Source organism: Rothia sp. HMSC076D04 (assembly GCF_001814645.1).
GTDB lineage: Bacteria > Actinomycetota > Actinomycetes > Actinomycetales > Micrococcaceae > Rothia > Rothia mucilaginosa.
This window is the reverse complement of record NZ_KV817364.1, coordinates 15775-34756: the sequence shown is the minus strand read 5'-3', so window position 1 is coordinate 34756 and position 18982 is coordinate 15775. Positions and strand designations below refer to the sequence as shown.

Genomic DNA, 18982 nt, shown 5'->3' with positions numbered 1-18982 from the left:
GAGAGACCGCCGAGAAGATGCACCGCAGGGAACGGGGTGAACGCCATTCAAAAACCAGTTAGGAGGCGGCAGTGAGTGAGCGGCCACTGTACAAATCCACTCGCTCGCCGGTGATGGGATGCTCAAAATGCAGGCTGTACGCCAGCAACTGCAGCGGGTACTCCGGGCGGTCTGGCGCGTCGGGTAGCACCTGCGGGTAGAGCACATCGCCCAGAATGGGGGCGCTGAGCATATTCAGATGCGCCCGCAGCTGGTGCGTTTTGCCGGTGTGAGGCGCCAAATCATAGAGCGCCCATTCTCTATTCGGTTCCGCGCGCCACCCCTCAACCGCCTGCGCACTCGGAGTGAAAGTCCGCAGAATCTTCACGGTCGTCAGCGTATTCGGCTCCACACCCTGCGCCGCGCACTCTTGCTCAGAAAGCTGCTGAACCTGCAGCTGATCACGAATCTTCTGAATATGCGAACGCACCTGCAGCCCCTCCGCACTCAACGCCTGCTCGGCGGCGGCAGCATCGGCGGGAACCGGCGCCACGGCACGGTAGGTCTTTGACACCTGACGGTGCTGAAACATCATCTGGAAGGGGCGGCGTGCCTCAACGGTCTTGGCAAAAAGCAGCACACCCGCGGTCGGGCGGTCCAGGCGGTGAATCGGAATCAGTAGCGGGTTCTGCTCACGCACCCGCAGCTTGGTCAGCGCGGTCTGCGCAATATAGGAACCGCGCGGGGTGGTCGGCAGAAAATGCGGCTTATCAATCGCCAGCACGTGCTCATCCTCGTAGAGCACCGGCATGTCTGAGGGTAGCTGCGGCTCATCGGCAAGCTCACGGAAGTACCAGATGCGCTCACCCGGCATATACGGGCTGTCGCTAGTCAGAATTGTGCCGTCGTCCAGGCGCACCTCACCGGTATTAAAGCGGGCGTGAATAATCTGCGGGTCGTTCGGGTAGAAGCGCGCAATCAGGTAATCCGCAATGGTTGTCGGAGCCGTATTGTTCGGGGCGGTGTTGTTCGGTGCAGTGTTGCTCGGGGCGAGCTCGGCGGGGAGCTCCTCCACGAGCGGCAGGATCAGCTGAATCGGGTCGATACCGTTCTTCTGAGCCAGCGGAGGGGTCAGCAGACGGCGATGCGTGCGGCGTGCAGGCTTTGCCTGATAGGTGGGCTGTGTTCCCTGCTGTGTTTTGGGCTGAGAGCTGGACTGTGAGGTGGGTTGTGGGCGTGCGGTGTTCTGTGCGGGCATGGCTCTACTCTACCTTTTGGGAGGGACTGATTCGGCGGCGACCCGGGTGCGCCAGACTGAGCAGCATGCGGGTGGAAATATTACCGTGGGCTTGGTGTGGGGTTGCAGAAGACAGTTTTGTCTGACACTCATGAATGTTTGTGTGAATACGTGGAACAGAAAACGAAAACTTCACAAATTTTTGAAATTATTGGACATTTAATTTAAAAAAAGTGCATTAATTTTACAAAAACTATCGATTGAGTGCGGTATTTTCGAAAATGCTGTCAAATCATAAATCAATAACCCTCAATTTAGCCCCTGTGGTTTTTCTAAGTATAAAAGATGTAAAGCAATTAAAGACCTGATAACCTGGGCATCCTACGTCATAAACACCTTAATAAAGGCTGGAAACCGCCTTAAAGCGGTACGATTAAGACACAGAAGTTCGATATTTCGAACGAAGGGGTCGAAATGGGACAGAAACAGCGCAAGGATGCAGAGGTTAAAGGAACACCCCCAATTACAGCGGTGCAATCGGACAATTCCAAAGCACCGGAAAATGCGAGAGGAGAGGTTATGGAACATTCACAAAAGAATGCGGAGCCTCGCACCGGTGCCCTGCGCATGGAGCCGCACGAACGCGAAGAGCAAATTCTGAAAATCGCTGCAGAACATTTCGCTCGCCGCGGCGTGCTCGGTGCCTCCATGAGCGCTATCGCCCGCGATGCAGGCATTACCCGCGCCCTGCTCTACCACTACTTCCCCGGCAAGGACTCCCTGGCGGCAGCTGTCACCCGACGCGAAGCCAACGCAGTCCTTGAGGCTCTCGGCGAGCACCACGAAAATCCCGAGGAAGCACTCCGCAGGGAGTTGCGCACCTATTTCCTCGTCGTAGCCGGTGTCCCCACCCCCGGTGGGGAGGACTTCCCGAACAACCCCACCGACTACCTCGAATGGATGCTTGAACGCACCGGCATGCCGATTAATGACCGCACCCGCGTCATCCTCGGAGGCTGGTTGCAGCTCGTCGACTACTTCGCCATGCACGTCGTGCAACTCAACCCCCGCGATCAGCGCACCGTTCGCTCCCGCGGGCTCGGGCTCGAAGAAGCCATCGACCTGTGCCTGGGTGCCGTGGACACCCTCACTGGCGGCTACTAGCCGCCTCAAGAGGTGACAGGTCTACACAGGACTTCCCGCTCCGATGTTTGGTTATGTGCTCCACGGCAAAGATGACGTGGACATCCGGGCGGTTATTCCTCCGCTACGCCGCTTGCGACGTGGTGGACTCCGGGAACACCACCCGGTTCGTGAGTAGGGAAACATAATGCCCCGTACCCCCTTCCGTGGGGGTGCGGGGCATTATGATGCTCAAGTTGAGATTGAAGAAAATAGTTTTACTCTGAGGCTAAGCTTGAGGCTCGGGCTAAATGGAGCGGCGTAGCGACAGGCCACGAACCGTCGCGTAGAACCCCTGCGCCTGCAGTGCCGCACGCAGCGCCTCCACCGGATGCTCTACAACCTCGCCGCCGGATGCGCCCAATGTGGATGTGCTCACCGTGTGGGTGCCCAAAAGCTCCACATCGTTGACCTTCTCCACCGAAATCTTCTCCGCACCGCCGGCGGACACCAGGCGCGCCAGGGCGGGGGCCGCCGCCTCCAGAAGTACCGGGTCGGTGGTGAAAGCCAACAGGGTCTTCGCGCCACGCTCCACATAGAGCACCGGTGCGCCGTCCACCAGCACCACGCAGGCGCCCGCCTTGCGTGCCGGGCGGTGCTTTACGGTGCCCTCGCCCTCGTGCGCAAAGGAGGGAATCGCGGACCAGCTCAGCGCCGCACCGTACGGGTTCGCGGGGTCGGTCGCCGCCAACAGGGTCACTGTGAACGTGCCGTACACCCGCTCCGTATCGGTACGCTGCGGGGTGTAGGCACTCGCACCAAAACCCTGTGTCGCGCCAAAACCCTGTGGACTTGCGGGAACACTGAGGCTATCGGCGGTAGAACGCAGCAGGTCCACCGTCGCGGGGGCGGCAAACTGCGCCGCGCCCAAACCCTCAATAAAGTAGCCGCGACGCACCAGCGCACGATCCTCAGCCGCCGAATAAATCCGGTACAGCTGCGAGAACCCGCCGGCAGAATCCTCCACCTGCAGGCACCCGCGAGTCAGTACACCGTAGCGGTCCAGCAGCAGGTCGGCGCGTGCGAGCGCCGTAACCGTCGCCTCCACCGGCTCCTGCAGCAGTGTGTCCACGCGTGAGAAGCGACCGCTATCCTGCGGGGCAACGGCGGGAGCGGCGCCATGGAACCCGCCGCGCAGGGAACGCAGACCGCGCCCGGTGGCAGCGCCGTATCCGCCCGCCAAGCCGTTACCCATGGAGGCGCGTGCCGCCGCAATACGGCCCGCACCACGGCGACCCACCCGCGACAGACGCGCAGGGGCTGCCGGAGTCGGATGCGCACTGCGGACGCCCGCAAGCATCGCCCGAACCGGCGCGAAACTATCGTTCGTCACCGCACCAGCCCACACCAGGCGCCACAGCGCCGCCGAAACCTCCGCCGCATCCGGGAAAGTCACCACCTGACCGGCAGGTGCCGCAGCGCTCATCAGTTGCGCCACCCGCTCACGTAGCGCCGGCACGAACAGGCCGCCATGAGCCAGCGCCTCATAGATGGCGTGCTCGAGCGTGCCCGGAGCCTGCAGCGCCTCCCAAAGCTCGGGGTTCTCCGCGCGTAACAGCTGCTCCGGGTAGTCCTCGCCCATGGTCAGCTCACCCAGAGTCAGCGAGGAACTCTCGCTCAAATGCAGGCGAATCCAGCCGTCAGACTTCTGCGCGCTACCGCCGCCGAGCTGACCGGCGCCGGTGAAGAACACCCTGCCGCTTGCCATCAGCTCGTCCAGCATGTGCGGCTGGTAGCCGGGCACACGCGCCGGGAGGATCAGCGTCTCCAGCGCGGAAGCCGGTACGCGCACACCCGCCAGCTGGTCGATGGCGGTGAGCAGATCCTCCGTGGAGGAGGCGGAATCTTGTCCCGTATGTTCTGTGCCGTGCTCAGCTAACGGGTTGGGTACCGCCGGGTTGAGCGCCGCCGGGCCGAGAGGCGCCACCCTCTCGCCCATTACCGTGGCGGTGCGGCGGGAGGGCATGAACGCGCCGTAGGCGCTCGCCTCCGGCAGGGTCTGCGCAACCCGCACGGATAAAGAACGAACGTTCTGCCATGAGGGTAGGAATACACCATAGACCTGCGCCGATACCGGCTCAATTTCCTCACGCAACGCCGCCAGAGAGCGGGCACGAATCGTGCGCAAAACCTGCGCATCCACCCACTCGACACCGGCAGACCCGGGAGTGCGCAGCACCTCGGGCAGGAACTCGCCGGAGCTTAGGCGGCGCTGCTGCTGAAGACGCTGCAACACCGGAGTCAGCACGCCCACACCCACCGGGGTCAGGCGCGAAAAATGCTCCGCCGCCTGCTGCGCAGTGAAGGGAATATGGGTGCGCGCATAGCGAGAAACCAGATCCTCCAAAGGCTCCGCGACCGGCTCCAGAAGGGCTACAGGAAGCGCCGCGGCGGGCATAATGCCCAGCCCATCGCGCAGACGCGCAGCATCCTCAACCACCGCATAGTACAGCTGCGGCTCGGCGGAATCGTCGGTAGCTCCCATGTCGGCAGCTCCCATGAATGAGAACGCGCGGCGCGAGCGCACCAGCTGCTCCGCCAGTTCGCGCGCCTGCTCCACGCTGGCGTGCGCGCCGTACTCCTCGCCGTACTCCTCGCCGTAGTTTTCAGAATCCTCATGCTCAATGCCGGGCGCCTCAGTCGGCGGGTTGTCAGAGCGCAAACGCAGGCTCAACTCCCGCGCGCTCAACGGGCCCAGCTGACGCAGCAAATCCGCCACACCCTCCACACCGCAGGCGCGGTAACGCTCACCGGTGCGTTGCAGGCGTTGCTGAGTCTGCACTAGCACCGCCGGATCCAGCAGGTCACGCAGACCGCTCGAACCCAGCAACTCAGCAAGCAGCGCCGGGTCCAGCGAGAGCGCGGCGGCGCGGCGTTCGGCGGCGGGCGCATCGCCGTCGTAGAGATGCTCGGCAACGTACTCAAAGAGCAGAGTGCGCGCAAAAGGCGAAGGCTCGTTCGTCTCAACCTCCAGCATGGACACCGCCCGAGACTGCAGTGAACGGTGCACCTGAACCAGCGCCGGAACATCGTACACATCCTGCAGACACTCGCGCGCCGTCTCCAAAAGCACCGGAAAATCAGGGTACTTACGCGCCACATCCAGCAGCTGCGCCGCACGCTGACGCTGCTGCCACAGCGGGGTGCGCTTACCCGGATCACGGCGCGGTAACAGCAGGGCGCGCGCCGCATTCTCACGGAACCGAGACGCAAAAAGCGCCGAATCGCCTACGCGTTCGGTGACAATCGCCTCCAGCTCGTCCGGGTCGAAAAGGAACAGATCAGCGCCGGGCGGCACATCCTCCATAGCGGGCAGACGCAGAATCAAGCCGTCATCACTCGCCATGACGGAAGCGTCCACCCCATACCGCTCCTCAATGCGGGCGCGCACTGCCAGCGCCCAGGGCGCGTGCACCCCGTAGCCGAGCGGCGAGTGCAGGACCACGCGCCAATCGCCCAGTTCGTCGCGGTGCCGCTCCACAATCATGCGGGTGTCGGAGGGGACCGCCCCGGTGGATTCGCGCTGCTCACGCAGGTAGGCGAGCAGGTTATCGACCGCCCAGGTGTCCAATCCGAGCTGTTCGAGCTGCAGGCGGGCGGCGGCGCTATCGGTGGCGCCCAGGCTGGAGAGGGCGCGCGTGAACGCACCCGTCTGCACGCCCAGGGCGTAGGGGCGGCCCATGCGGTCGCCGTGCCAGAAAGGCAGGCGCGCGGGCTGACCGGGTGCGGGGGAGACCCGCACCGCGTCGTGCGTAATTTCTTCAATGCGCCAACTGCTCGCGCCGAGGGTGATGACCTCGCCGGCACGGGATTCGTACACCATTTCCTCGTCGAGCTCACCCACACGCTTGGGGCCGCGCTCCTCATCGCCGCTGACCAGGTAGACGGGGAAGAGCCCGCGGTCGGGAATCGTGCCGCCGCTGGTGACGGCGAGGCGTTGCGCACCCGGGCGGCCCTCAATACTGCCGGAGGGGGCTTCCTCGGTAGGGGTGCGATCCCAGATGATGCGCGGGCGCAATTCAGCGAATTCATCGGAGGGGTAGCGTCCGGCGAGCATTTCGAGTACGGAGTCGAAGAGGGCGCGCGGCAGTTCGGCGTAGGGTGCGCTGCGGCGTAGCGCCTCGTACCAGGAGTCCACGCTGATGGGGCCCAACGCGCAGGCGGCGACGGTCTGCTGCGCGAGTACGTCCAGGGGGTTGGTGGGGATGGCAAGTGGCTCGAGGGTTCCGCTGCGCATTCCGGCGAGGGTGACGGTTGCGCCGAGCAGGTCGCCGCGGTGCTTGGGGTAGAAGAATCCGCGCGAAATTTCGCCCACGCGGTGTCCGGCGCGGCCCACGCGCTGCAGTGCGGAGGCAACCGATGGAGGCGCCGCCACCTGGATTACGAGGTCCACGTGACCCATATCGATGCCCAGCTCCAGGGAGCTGGTGGCGACCACGCAGCGCAGGGTTCCGCCCTTGAGCGCCTCCTCGATGAGGGTGCGCTGTTCCTTGGACACGGAGCCGTGGTGCGCGCGGGCGAGCGGCGGCACCTCGGCGATGTCGCCGATGCCTGTCGCGTAGTCTTCGGGGTCGATTCCCTGCTGTGCGAGGACGCGGCGCAGGTGAATATCGTTGAGTGCCGCGGTGAGCTTTTCTGCTAGTCCACGCGAATTAACGAAAACAATCGTAGAACGGTTGTTCTCAATATGGTCGACGATGCGCTCCTGCACACGCGGCCAGATGGAGGTCTCGGGGCGCTCGCTACCGGGGGTGTCTCGCAGCGTCTTTTCGTGCAGTGCCCCCTCATGCAATGCTTCTTCCGAGATGGTGAGCGTATTTTTGGGCGCAGCGGTATCGCCCTGTCGCGACGGGTTTGCCTGCCCGGTTTCTTGCGCGGGTTCCTGCGCTGGGTTTGCCTGCCCGGGGAACACGCCAATGGCGTCTTCGAGCGTGTAGGGAGCGCTCGCCGGGGTGCTTGCTGCACTAGAGATAGGCTGCGCCGCACTTACCGGCGAGCTCGTAGAAGCTGAGCCTCCGCCTCCCTGCATCTCTGAGGGCGCGTAGAGCCCCTGCCCGTAGTCGTTGGCGCCTCCGAGTGCCGCCATATCGGGTACGGGCACGCTCAGGCGCAGGTCCCATTCTTTGACGACTGGACGGCTCATGATGGTTACCGGCTGAATGCCGCCGAGGAACCGGGCGACCGCCTCCGGGTTTTCGACGGTTGCGGAGAGCCCAATGCGCTGTGCGGGCTTTTCGAGGAGTGCGTCGAGGCGTTCGAGGGAGACCGCCAGGTGTGCGCCGCGTTTGGTGGCGGCGAGGTTGTGGATCTCGTCCACGATCACGGTGGTGACGCCCGCGAGGGTGTTGCGGGCGGCGCTGGTGAGCATGAGGTAGAGGGATTCGGGGGTGGTGATGAGAATGTCGGGCGGGTTGCTGATGAGTTGGCGGCGTTCGCGTGCGGGGGTGTCGCCGCTGCGCACGCCCACGCTGATGTTCGGTTCGCCCGTGTTGTTTTCGCTCAGGCGCGTGATTCCGGTCAGCGGTGCGCGCAGGTTGCGTTCGACGTCGGCGCCGAGTGCTTTGAGGGGTGAGATGTAGAGGATGCGCGTGCCGCCTGCGGTGCCGGCTTCGTGTTCGCGGTGTAGGGCGTCGAGTGCCCAGAGGAAGGCGGCGAGGGTTTTGCCGGAGCCGGTGGGGGCGATGATGAGGGTGTTGTTGCCGTTGCGGATGCTCTCCCAGGCGCCTTCTTGGGCGGCGGTGGGTGCGCTGAAGGTGGCGCGGAACCAGTCGCGTACGGGGGCGGAGAAGTGGGAGAGTGCGTCGGTCATGTATCTATTATGGCGGGGTTTATGGTGTGCGCCTCTTGAATTGTTGGGGGTTGGGGGAGGAAGATGTGCTTGACAGTGTCTCTACAGAGTATGTAATATTTTACCCGTAAAGTAATCGACTGCGAAACAACCCAAAGGAGCCTCACCATGACCCGCCTGACCGAAGAACAGCTCATCAGCCTCTTCCACGAGCCGCGCACCGTCTCCTCCTTCACCGAGGAGCCCGTCACCGACGAGCAGCTGCGCCGCATCCAGGAGCTGACCTTCTATGGCCCCACCGCCTTCAACAGCCAGCCCCTGCGCATCACCTGGGTCAAGAGCCCCGAGGCACGCGAGCGCCTCGTCGCACACCTGGCAGACGGCAACAAGGCTAAGACCCAGGCGGCACCGGTGACCGCAATCCTCTCCGCAGACGCAAACTGGGTAGAGCACGCTGACACCTTCAACCCCAACGCTGCCGGCTTTATCAAGGGCTTCTACACCACCGAGGAGCTCGCCACCCCCGCCGCTGAGCTGAGCGCTCACCTGCAGGCAGGCTACTTCATTACCGCAATCCGCGCCCTCGGCCTGGATGCCGGCCCCATGACCGGCGCAGACTTCGCCGGCATCAAAAAGGAATTCTTCGCGGACAACGCAGAAATCCCCTTCCTGGTCGTCAACCTCGGTCACGGTGAGGCTCCCGCATACCCGCGCGGTGCACGCTTCAGCCACGATGAGGTTGCTCGCTCCCTCTAAGAGCGCGCAGCTATGGTATGACTAAAGCTAAACCCTAGATTTAGGCTTATAGATAGTTCAAGGGCGGTTCCCCATCACGGGGAACCGCCCTTGAACCATATGCGCACACAACGCGCCAGAGTATTCACATCTACAACGCCGCGTTAGCGGGCACCAAACTGACCCACCGACAGCTGCGGAACAGACGAGGAACACGCGGTCGTATCCAGCGGAACAATCACACCACCGGAACCGGAGGGAAGACCCACCAGGAAGCCCTGAACCGGTCGGCTACCGCACGCGTCACCGAAGTGTGCCGGGTACACCGAACGCAGTACAGCGCTGGTGCTATCACCGGGGTTGAGGGTCACGCCCGCAGAGTTCATGTACTCATCGGAGGTGGATGCCTCACGACCAACCCAGGTTCCCGAGGGGCCCGCATGGACCACGCGCGGGTAGCCGCGCAGGGTGCAGGGGGAATCTGAGGAGTTCTGGAAGTACAGGGTGTAGTTGCGGGCGCCGGGGGAGCCGTCGCCAATGGACACCGAAATATTCAGGTCGTCCAAATCGCACTGACCGGGACCCTCAGCGTTGTTGGAGGAGTTAGAGGACTTCTCCGAAGAATTCGAGGAATTGGAAGAATTCGACGAGTTCGAGGAACCGGAGGAGTTCGAAGAGTTACCCGAAGAGCGAGAACCCGACTGCGAAGACGAGTCTGAGCCCTTCTGGGAGTCCTGCTGAGAATCTGCAGAGTCATCTGAGTTGTTCTGCTCGGAACCCTCGTGGGAGGACTCAGAAGAATGAGAGTCAGAGCTCTGCTTCGACTCGTGAGTCTCGGTGTGGGAAGAAGACTCGGAGTGCTCAGAGGAAGACTCGTGGTGCTCCGCGTCGGGGGAGTTCACCACGGTAATGGAACCCGGGCTCACCGAAGGGGTAGCCCCGTCGGAGGCTACTCGAATCGTGCCGGGCTTGACCGAAGCCGAAGCGCTCGGCTGTGCCGAGGTGCCTTCAGCTTCCTGACCGGCCTGGGACGCGCCGCATCCACTGAGCGCGAGCACGCAACAGAGGAGGGTGGTTGATGCGAGTACCTGAGCCGATTTAAACATGATTACATCGCCGCCTGCATTTGGATTTCTGCTCCGTCCATACCGGGGGCGTACTCGACCTGGCAGCACAGGCGAGAGTATTCGTTGGCGACATCGTCGACCATGTCGAGCAGGTCCTGTTCAGCTTCGGTGCGCTCACCGGAAGCCTCGAAGTGCTCGGGGTCGATGAAGCCGTGGCAGGTAGCGCAGGATGCGTTACCACCGCAGGTTGCGAGGACCGGCACGCCGTTAGCCTGGAGGGTTTCCAGGAGGGTGTGGTGGTCTTCCCACTGAATGTCGTAGTTTACGCCTGCTTCGTCAGTGACCTTAATCGTTACGCCCATGCGTTCTCCTTCTTCTGTAGTGATGCGTTTCTATTGTAGAGGTAGGGGCTGTTATTCACCGTACTTTGTGGCGCATCCCCAACCCTACCGTCACGCATATCACGGGAACGCATATTAATTTTTATGCTGAGTAGCATGTCTGTATTGCCCCCAGTCTACCCCGTATTGCCCTGACAACGCGGGATATTGGCGCCAATGAATACTGCCCCCAGATGCAAAGACATGCTGGGGGCAGTATAAAGAACCGGCACGCGGGCGCGCTTCAACGGTGACGAAGAGCTACTCGGATTCCTTCTCCGCTGTCTTCTCCGCGCTCTTCTCGGCGTCCTGCTTTTCTGCGCTGTGGTCATCAGTATTCTGGACGCTTCGTCCCGGACCGCGCACAATACCGCGCACGCTATCGCGGGGGTCGGCGTAGCGCAGGTCAATACCGAAGGTATTGCGGATCTGACGTGCCGAGTTCAGGTGCCAACGCTGCGAATCCGAGGGAGTCACCGAGGTGACCGCCTTCTGACCCGGAGCCAGCTTCTCATGGCGAATATCGTAGTGCTTACCGCCCATGGTGATGGTGAAGCCGTGCTCCTGCAGCAGCTGAACGAACGCATCCACATCGTGCGGGATCTTGCGGCCGCGCTGCCTCTTCGTGCCGCTCATTCTCGGCTGTGATTCGAAGGGGTTACGGCTGGGCGCGGTGCCGCGGCTAATACGAATCACCTGCTGGTCGGAGTGCGAGAACTCCACCTGGTAGCCGTTGAGTGAGTACACGGTGCGGCTACTGCCGGGAATCGGGCGGCGGTCCTCAGCCTCATCCAGGATGCGGGCAATATACTCGCCGGTCAGGCCAAACGACTTGAGCTGAGCTTGAGCATCGGGGGAGAGCTGATAGCCTCCCGCGAGAGCCTGCAGCGGGCGTAGCGCGAGCACCTCGGCGGTCAGGGGGTTGAGCACCACCTGGTAGCCTTCCTCCTCGTGCGTATAGAGGGTAACTTCGCGACCGTAGCGGTTCTCCTGCGCGCTCTCCTGAACCACAGTGCTTGCGGGCGATTCGATGATGTCCAGCAGCAGCTCGTAGGTGAGCCCGTGGCGCATCATATAGTCCATCACGCCGGGGAGCACACCGTAGATGCGGCGGCGCGGCGGCACATCGCCGTAGAATTCCTTCTCGATGCGCGCGGCAATACGCTGGTTCTCCAGCGGCACCTCGGTCAGCGGGATAAGGCGCTGGTTGGAGGGGCGAATCTTGGCGCGTGCGGCGGCGGGCTTGGGTGCCTGACGGTATGCGTCCACGAGTGCCTGCTGCTGCTCTACGAATTCCTGGGCAATGAGCGGTAGGAGGGTGAAGTAGAGCTCTGCCGCTTCGGGCTTGAGCGCGCCGTTCTCATCGAGTAGGGACGCGCCGTCCTTGGAGAGCAAATCCCACGGCTTATTGTTTGCACTGTTCTCTTCGGAGCCCTGATTGTCCCGGTAGCTATAGGCGGCGAGGGAGGCAAGCTCCTGCAGGCGAACATACACCTCGAGAGGAATAGTGATCTGCTTAGCGGACATTATTTCTCCTCCTCGGTGGTGTTTTCTGCCTGGGCTGCCTTATCTTCTGCCTGTTTCGCCAGGGTGTTGCTGAGCTCCTCGAGCTGCACCTTGCGCAGGTTCTCCGCGTGCAGAACATGGAAATCCGGGGTCTTCGCCAGAGCCAGAACGGTCCGCTCATCGGGCGAAACCGCGATCTCCAGACCCTGTGCCGCGTAGATGCGGGTCCAGCCTTCAGCCATGCGCACGCTCTCGGGGCTACTCAGCGCCTGAAGCATCAGATCGAAAACGAACGGCGGGTTCTTCTTCAAGAAGGTGCGAGCGCGCTCGCTGAACTCGAGTTCCAGGGCGTTGAGCGAGGTGTATTCGCCCTGCGCCAGGGAAGCCTGCGCCGCCTCGTTGTAGTCGGCGTCGTATTCGTCAATGACGGTAATAACTTCTGCGGAGGCAGTGTTCACGTCAACCCGGTAGTCGTCGTGCGTGAAGCGAATGGTCCAATCGTTGATGCGTTCCGCTTCGCCGTCGCGCAGGATGGTGCGCACGAGCTCTTCGCTAATGTTTTCGCGTTCGAGGCGGGCACGCAGGCTCGGGCGCAGTCGGTAGCTGCGTTCGCGGTCCTCGGCGGTAACGCCGCGAGGTGCCGCGGGTGCACTCGGGGTGGGCACGGCAAGCTTCGGCGCACCCGGTTTCGGCGCGATCGGCTTCGGCGCGGTCGGCTTCGGGGCTGCGGGTGCACTCGGCAAGGACTGGGCGAGCACCGGCTGATCTTCAACGGCTGCCTGCTCGGTTGCCGCTGCCGACTGGGCGGCTTCGGCAGCTTCTTCTGCTGCCTGCTGACGTGCGCGCAGACCCTCCAGGTACTCTTCGATGCGCGGCGGTCGGTAGGTCAGCGTGGACTTGCGGAACATACCGGGGGAAGGCGCTCCGGGAGTCGGCGCAACAGGCTTGGGCGCAACAGGCTTGGGCGCTGCAGGAGCAACCGTGGCGGGCGTCGGAACCGTCTCTTCTGCAACCGCCTCTGCGGGTGCTTCCACAGATGCTTCTTCCGGCACGCTGGGAGCCGGGCTGGGCGCCTGCGCCGCACGTGCCGCAAAGAGTGCGGGGGAAGGTGCAGGCTTGGGCGCTGCAGGCTTCGGGGTATCATCTGCGCTAACCTCAGCGTTCTTAGCTACTGCAGGTTCAGTGAGGCTAGTTTCAACCTCAGCCTCAACCTCAGTAACAGGGTCTGCGGCAGTTGCGGCTACCTGCAGCTCGTCCTGCTCCTCTTCTGCAGGCTCTTCCTCGCCGCGACGCAGGGCGGCGACGAGTTCCTGACGGGAGGTATAAGGAATAATCTCGTCGGGAGAGTCGATATATCGGGGGAAATTCTCGTAGAGAATCTTTGCCGCGGCCTCAAAGAGCTTCTCCGTGGTGGTGTTGGCGGCGGGTGCGCAGGGGCAGAGAAGTTCCCGACGCTGCGCGTCATAGAGGGACCAGTGGGCGCATCGTTCGGTGGGCGGGAAGTAGTCGAGCGTTCCCAGATCGGCTATATCGATGAGCGCACCTATCAGGGACTGCGGAATGGATAGCTGTGCCATAGTGCTCCTTCGCGTTGTCTGCTCTCCAGCCTATGTGTGGAGGGTCCTCTTTCCATCCTAGGCGTTTTTTGGCGGGTGTGCCCCGGAGCACGTCATCTGGGAGCATAAATCTGTGGATTCACAGGTTGAGGCACACTGTTAGTGCAGTTTTTGGGCGCGGATGCGACGGTCGGCGGAGCGTCTGCGCTACACCTCTATATAGGTATCTCTGCATGCCGCGCAGCTTCTACACGTCTGTAGTTTCTGCATGCGGCGTTTCTGCATACCGCGCCGTCCGCCGAGTGAGTGGCGCCTTCTGCACACAACTTCTGGGTATACAAAAAATCCCCGGTTCCGAAGAACCGGGGATCGCTGGTGCGCCCGAAGGGATTCGAACCCCCAACCTTCTGATCCGTAGTCAGATGCTCTATCCGTTGAGCTACAGGCGCATGTTCCTCGCTTCGGATTTCTTCAACCCGTCGCGGCAACAGGTACTACTATACGGATGTCCTCGAGGGTGTGCAAGCCGAAAATCTCGAAATCTGCCCAAATTCCCCTCCGAAGGAGTCGAAAATACCCCGTTTTGCCGCATGATTCCGGGGTTTTTGTGTTCGCAAAATTTTTTCAAAATATTTTTGTCCCACCCCAAAACCTGCCCTGGAACCGCCCGAAACACCCGCCTCGACCCTGCAGAATCACTCAAAAATACTTCAAAAAATCTTTTCGCCCTAGAAGAATGTGATGCGCAGAACGTAAGAAATAGCGTCATAGAGGGGTGTTCGGGTCATTAATGCGTTATTCTGTAAGCATCACGAGGAAGTGGCTTCTGTCCAAGCGTGCATATTCACCATTGTTTGCACGCTTGTAGTGTTTAACTGCTTCTTTGTTACTGCAGACCTAACCGGATCAACGTAGTATCCGGGCCACCGAATGAAGGGGAAAACGTCAATGGCTGACACCTCAACTCGTACTCTCTCTGCTGAGCTCGAAAAGGAGCTGCAGAGCGCACCCACTACCCACCAGGGCCTTCTGGATTGGGTTCGCGAAGTTGCGGCCCTGACCCAGCCCGCACACATCTACTGGGTCGACGGTACCCAGGAAGAATACGACCGCCTGGCACAGGAACTGGTCGACGCTGGCACCTTTGTTCGCCTCAGCGATCACGAATTCCCGAACTCTTACGCAGCTTTCTCCGATCCCGATGACGTGGCACGTGTCGAGGAGCGCACCTTCATCTGCTCCGAGACCGAAGAAGGTGCAGGCCCGACCAACAACTGGCGCGACCCCGTCGAAATGAAGCAGACCCTCTCCGGTCTGTTCGAGGGCTCCATGCGCGGCCGCACCATGTACGTCATTCCCTTCGTCATGGGCTCCCTGAAGGCTAAGAACCCCAAGATCGCTGTTGAGCTGAGCGACTCCGCATACGTTGTCTGCTCCATGCGTATCATGGCAACCATTGGTAAGGACGTTCTTGCCAAGCTGAACGAGACCAACGGCTTCTTCGTCAAGGCTCTGCACTCTGTCGGTGCACCCCTGGAGCCCGGTCAGGAAGACGTTCCCTGGCCCTGCAACCCCGAGAAGTACATCGTCCAGTTCCCCGAGACCCGCGAGATTTGGTCCTTCGGTTCCGGCTACGGCGGTAACGCACTGCTCGGCAAGAAGTGCTACGCACTGCGTATCGCATCCGTTATCGGTCGCGACGAGGGCTGGATGGCAGAGCACATGCTCATCCTGAAGATGACCAACCCCGAGGGCAAGGTTCGCTACATCTCCGCAGCGTTCCCCTCGGCTTGCGGTAAGACCAACTTCGCAATGATGGAGCCCACCATTGACGGCTGGAAGGCTGAGATGGTCGGCGACGACATCGCATGGATTGAGTTCGACGAGAACCACCAGGCACGCGTGGTCAACCCCGAGGCTGGCCTGTTCGGCGTGGCACCGGGTACCGGTTACTCCACCAACCCGAACGCTATGAAGGCGATCGCCAAGGGCAACACCATCTTCACTAACGTTGCACTGACCGACGACGGCTCCGTCTGGTGGGAGGGCAAGACCGACGAGGCTCCCGCACACCTGATTGACTGGACCGGCAAGGACTGGACCCCCGAGTCTGGCCGCCCGGCAGCTCACCCGAACTCCCGCTTCTGCACCCCCGCATCCCAGGTCGACATGCTCGCTCCCGAGTACTACGACCCCGAGGGTGTGCCGCTGAGCGCTATCGTTCTGGGTGGTCGCCGTAAGACCACCATCCCGCTGGTTTCCGAGTCCGAGAGCTGGGAGCAGGGCGTCTTCCGCGCAGTTACCCTCTCCTCCGAGACCACCGCGGCTGCTAAGGGTGCTGTCGGCGTGATTCGCCGCGACCCGATGGCAATGCTGCCCTTCATCGGCTACAACGCTGGTGACTACTTCAAGCACTGGCTGGACCTGGGCAAGAAGCACGGCACCGAGAACATGCCGAAGGTCTACTACGTCAACTGGTTCCGCCGCACCCCCGACGGTGGCTTCGCGTGGCCCGGCTTCGGCGAGAACTCTCGCGTTGTGAAGTGGATCTTCGACCGCCTCGACGGCAAGGCTGGCGGCCAGGAGACCTTCCTGGGCACCGTTCCCACCAAGGAAGACCTGGACCTGACCGGTCTGGAAATCTCCGAGGAAGAGCTGAAGGCTGCTCTGGCTGTCTCGAAGGAAGAATGGGCTGCTGAACTGCCCGGCATCGACGAGTGGCTGGAGAAGTTCGGCGACAAGCTGCCCGCTGAGGTTCGCGAACAGCGCGACGCTCTGGCGAAGGCTCTGGAGGACTAAGACACTCCAGCTAATACCTAAGGTTTAGCGCCTTGAAGGGGTGGAATCTCTCGGTGAGATTCCGCCCCTTCTTTCCGTTTGGGGGAAATTTGAATCCCTGTCAGTTGGGGGAGTGATAAGTTTTCTTGCAAAGGCGTGAGTGTAAGGCTATGCAGTCCACTTGCTCTTGAGAAATACTTTAAGATCCTCGCCGGGATGGTTTGGTGCAGAAGTGGCTATCCATAATTTCTTGCCTCTCTTGCCGCCCCTATACAATTCCAATGTAAGATTTTTGAACGCGTCGAACCCGCCCGGGCTCGCGCATCCGTTGCCGTCTCTATGGAAGTTCTCTGTGGAAGTGACGGCGGCACGAGAGATGAGAAGGAGTATCCATGCGTTTGACAGCATTCTCGGATGTCTCGCTCCGCGTTCTGATGCTCCTGTCTGCTCTGGAGCCCGGTCAGAAGCTTTCCACTCAGAAGATCTCTGAGGGAGTGGACACCCCCTACAACCACGTGGCGAAGGCTGCGGCTTTCCTCGTGAACATGGGTTACCTGGATTCGACTCGCGGTCGCGCCGGTGGCGTCATGCTTTCCGATGCTGGTCGTTCTGCGACCGTCGGCACTGTTCTTCGTGCTACTGAGGGCGATATCCCCATGATTGAGTGCGAGGATGAGAACGGCCACTGCCCCCTCGATAAGTTCTGCCGCCTGCGCAATGTGCTGGCGAAGGCTCGTGAGGCGTTCTATGCTTCGGTGGACTCGGTTGTGATTAGCGAGCTGACTGCCGGTGCACGTCCCGTTGGCCCGGTATTTGTGGAGCTAGGCTTCGCGCCTCCGGAGAATGCGCTGCCTGCACGCTAAAGGAATACGTGGTACCTGTGGAGCTTTCCGGTGGGAGGCTCCATAGAGTTTTTAACACGAAGTTTAGGGTGTTTCTGCGGTTGACGCGGGGGCTGCTGGGCGGTTCGCGCGGGGTTCTCTCGGCTTTCTTGCAGGGGGTTCTTGCAGGGTTTTCGAGGGGAGTGGGGAGTATTTTGCCGCTGCCTGCGTGACTGCTGGAACCTGCGTGAGTCCTAAATTTGTGCAGTAAATACAGAATATTGCAAATTTGCTTTTCAAATGCAGAAAATGTGACCATATTCATTTTTGCACCACACTGCATACTTTCCATAGTAAATATATTTTCATTCCAGAATTTTTATGCAGACTTCGGGGCTAGTCACCCGGCGAACTCAAAAACAGTGCTGAAAATATATAGTGTGACGCGGGGCTCTCTCTTTGAGTCAAGCTGAACCATAAGTCTCGCCTAGACCCCTCAACACCCCTCAGGGAGTGACCTGCACTCAGCGCAAACACCCCGCAAAATGCTACGGTAAGGGTGCTTTATAAACACTTCGTCACCAACTGAGCTGTCCGAGTGAACGCCCCAGCACCACACATATCAAGGGCATCATCACAACGACCAGGTGACCACACAGGAAGAAGGCAAGACATGCTCTCCGAGAAGTCCCGCCCCATCATTGAGGCAACGCTGCCCATCATTGCTGAGCGCATCAACGACATCACCCCCGACTTCTACCGTCGAATGTTCGCCGCTCGCCCCGACCTGATGGACGGCATGTTCTCCCGCTCCTCCCAGCTCGAAGGCACCCAGCCCAAGGCACTGGCAGGCTCCATCGCTGTGTTCGCTTCCTACATCGTCCAGAACCCGGACTCCTACCCCGACGAGGTCCTCTCCCGCGTTGCACACAAGCACGCATCCCTGGGCCTGAAGGAAGAAGAGTATCCCACCGTCTACAAGTACCTCTTCGAGGCAATCGCCGCTAACCTGGGCGACCTGGCTACCCCCGAAATCGTTGAGGCATGGACCGAGGTCTACTGGCTCATGGGCAACGCCCTCATCAAGCTGGAGAAGGGCCTGTACGCTTCCCAGGCAAACGACGTCATGTTCGCGCCCTTCAAGCTCGTTGACCGCAAGGAGACCGGCGAGAACGTTGTCGTGCTGACCTTCGAGCCTGCCGACGAAACCCCCATGACCGAGTCCAAGGGCGGCCAGTACATCTCCATCGTTGTTCCCGCACGCGACGGTCTGCGCCAGGCACGCCAGTACACCCTGCTGCCCAGCGAAAAGAACCAGCGCCGCATCGCTGTGAAGCTTGACCCCAACGGCGAGATGACCTCCATCCTGCACGAGCTGGAAGTCGGCGCAGTCGTCGAGCTTTCCAACCCCTACGGTGACCTGACCCTGGAAGGCTTCGGCGACCCCGAGGCACCGCTGTACCTCTTCTCCGCAGGTATCGGCACCACCCCCATGCTCAGCTTCCTCTCCGAGCTGGTTGAGAAGGGCTCTGAGCGCCCCGTGACCGTGGTCCACGCAGACCGCCGCCTGGACACCTGGCCCCTGCGCGAAGAGCTCGCCGAGCTCGTCGGCAAGCTGCCCAACGCACGCCTCGTATCCTTCATCGAGGGCGAGGGCGGCGACTTCACCGGCCGCGTCGATGTCTCCAAGCTGGACGTTCCCGCCAACGCTAACGTCTACCTCTGCGGCCCGCTGCCCTTCATGCAGGGCGTACGCTCCGCACTGGTTGAGGCAGGCGTTCCCGGCAAGAACATCAACTACGAAATCTTCGGCCCCGACCAGTGGATGCTCCACGACCAGGCACGCGAGGCGTAAAAACCCCGTAAGCCGGCTCGTCCGCTAGGTTTCTTAAACCCGGCTAGGTTCTTCCTCTGAGATAGGAGAACCTAGCCGGGTTTTTAGAACCCAAAATA

Annotated in this window: 11 protein-coding genes and 1 tRNA gene; 5 read left to right on the top strand and 7 right to left on the bottom strand. The window is 61.4% G+C overall.

Annotation, left to right across the window (positions count from 1 at the left end; all coding sequences use genetic code 11):
• Window positions 1-58 precede the first annotated feature (58 nt).
• The gene (locus HMPREF2980_RS01845; RefSeq protein WP_049354485.1) at window positions 59-1237 is read right to left on the bottom strand and encodes a pseudouridine synthase; all 1179 of its coding nucleotides are present in this window, start codon (window positions 1235-1237) and stop codon (window positions 59-61) included.
• A gap of 558 nt (window positions 1238-1795) precedes the next feature.
• Between HMPREF2980_RS01845 and HMPREF2980_RS01840 the strand changes: the two genes are divergently transcribed.
• Window positions 1796-2380 carry a TetR/AcrR family transcriptional regulator gene (locus HMPREF2980_RS01840; RefSeq protein WP_049354486.1) on the top strand — a complete coding sequence of 195 codons (585 nt, stop codon included), beginning with the start codon at window positions 1796-1798 and terminating at the stop codon, window positions 2378-2380.
• A 265-nt stretch (window positions 2381-2645) separates the two neighbouring features.
• Here the strand turns inward: HMPREF2980_RS01840 and HMPREF2980_RS01835 are convergent, their stop codons facing one another.
• Window positions 2646-8207: a DEAD/DEAH box helicase gene (locus tag HMPREF2980_RS01835; protein ID WP_070689935.1), complete on the bottom strand. Its 5562-nt coding sequence runs from the start codon at window positions 8205-8207 to the stop codon at window positions 2646-2648.
• Between the two features lie 147 nt (window positions 8208-8354).
• Between HMPREF2980_RS01835 and HMPREF2980_RS01830 the strand changes: the two genes are divergently transcribed.
• Window positions 8355-8942: a malonic semialdehyde reductase gene (locus HMPREF2980_RS01830; protein ID WP_005507168.1), complete on the top strand. Its 588-nt coding sequence runs from the start codon at window positions 8355-8357 to the stop codon at window positions 8940-8942.
• A gap of 143 nt (window positions 8943-9085) precedes the next feature.
• Here HMPREF2980_RS01830 and HMPREF2980_RS01825 read toward each other — a convergent pair whose 3' ends face one another.
• The 5 genes from HMPREF2980_RS01825 to HMPREF2980_RS01805 all read right to left on the bottom strand — a co-directional run bounded on the left by HMPREF2980_RS01825 (window position 9086) and on the right by HMPREF2980_RS01805 (window position 13879).
• Window positions 9086-10027, bottom strand: a complete 942-nt coding sequence (locus HMPREF2980_RS01825; protein WP_070689933.1) for a DUF4232 domain-containing protein — start codon at window positions 10025-10027, stop codon at window positions 9086-9088.
• Window positions 10028-10029: 2 nt separating this feature from the next.
• Entirely contained in the window at window positions 10030-10350 is a 321-nt protein-coding gene (locus HMPREF2980_RS01820) for a 2Fe-2S iron-sulfur cluster-binding protein (RefSeq protein ID WP_005509285.1), read from the bottom strand.
• A gap of 279 nt (window positions 10351-10629) precedes the next feature.
• Window positions 10630-11895, bottom strand: coding sequence for a cell wall biosynthesis glycosyltransferase (locus HMPREF2980_RS01815; RefSeq protein ID WP_070689931.1), 1266 nt, complete (start codon window positions 11893-11895; stop codon window positions 10630-10632).
• Entirely contained in the window at window positions 11895-13451 is a 1557-nt protein-coding gene (locus HMPREF2980_RS01810; RefSeq protein WP_070689928.1) for a DNA repair protein, read from the bottom strand. Before HMPREF2980_RS01810 ends, HMPREF2980_RS01815 begins: the two co-directional genes overlap by 1 nt.
• A gap of 352 nt (window positions 13452-13803) precedes the next feature.
• Window positions 13804-13879: transfer RNA gene (locus tag HMPREF2980_RS01805), tRNA-Arg, on the bottom strand.
• 499 nt (window positions 13880-14378) lie between these two features.
• Between HMPREF2980_RS01805 and HMPREF2980_RS01800 the strand changes: the two genes are divergently transcribed.
• From HMPREF2980_RS01800 to HMPREF2980_RS01785, 3 genes are all read left to right on the top strand, one after another.
• Window positions 14379-16229, top strand: coding sequence for a phosphoenolpyruvate carboxykinase (GTP) (locus HMPREF2980_RS01800; RefSeq protein ID WP_070689926.1), 1851 nt, complete (start codon window positions 14379-14381; stop codon window positions 16227-16229).
• Between the two features lie 371 nt (window positions 16230-16600).
• Window positions 16601-17071 (top strand): RrF2 family transcriptional regulator, encoded by a 471-nt coding sequence (locus HMPREF2980_RS01795; RefSeq protein WP_070689924.1) that lies wholly within the window; start codon window positions 16601-16603, stop codon window positions 17069-17071.
• Between the two features lie 631 nt (window positions 17072-17702).
• Complete coding sequence (locus tag HMPREF2980_RS01785; protein WP_070634331.1) at window positions 17703-18884, top strand: FAD-binding oxidoreductase; 1182 nt, start codon at window positions 17703-17705, stop codon at window positions 18882-18884.
• Window positions 18885-18982 lie beyond the last annotated feature (98 nt).

Coding starts and splice junctions, on each gene's coding strand:
- HMPREF2980_RS01845 (WP_049354485.1), bottom strand. CDS start 1,237: ATGCCCGCACAGAACACCGCACGCCCACAACCCACCTCACAGTCCAGC.
- HMPREF2980_RS01840 (WP_049354486.1), top strand. CDS start 1,796: ATGGAACATTCACAAAAGAATGCGGAGCCTCGCACCGGTGCCCTGCGC.
- HMPREF2980_RS01835 (WP_070689935.1), bottom strand. CDS start 8,207: ATGACCGACGCACTCTCCCACTTCTCCGCCCCCGTACGCGACTGGTTC.
- HMPREF2980_RS01830 (WP_005507168.1), top strand. CDS start 8,355: ATGACCCGCCTGACCGAAGAACAGCTCATCAGCCTCTTCCACGAGCCG.
- HMPREF2980_RS01825 (WP_070689933.1), bottom strand. CDS start 10,027: ATGTTTAAATCGGCTCAGGTACTCGCATCAACCACCCTCCTCTGTTGC.
- HMPREF2980_RS01820 (WP_005509285.1), bottom strand. CDS start 10,350: ATGGGCGTAACGATTAAGGTCACTGACGAAGCAGGCGTAAACTACGAC.
- HMPREF2980_RS01815 (WP_070689931.1), bottom strand. CDS start 11,895: ATGTCCGCTAAGCAGATCACTATTCCTCTCGAGGTGTATGTTCGCCTG.
- HMPREF2980_RS01810 (WP_070689928.1), bottom strand. CDS start 13,451: ATGGCACAGCTATCCATTCCGCAGTCCCTGATAGGTGCGCTCATCGAT.
- HMPREF2980_RS01800 (WP_070689926.1), top strand. CDS start 14,379: ATGGCTGACACCTCAACTCGTACTCTCTCTGCTGAGCTCGAAAAGGAG.
- HMPREF2980_RS01795 (WP_070689924.1), top strand. CDS start 16,601: ATGCGTTTGACAGCATTCTCGGATGTCTCGCTCCGCGTTCTGATGCTC.
- HMPREF2980_RS01785 (WP_070634331.1), top strand. CDS start 17,703: ATGCTCTCCGAGAAGTCCCGCCCCATCATTGAGGCAACGCTGCCCATC.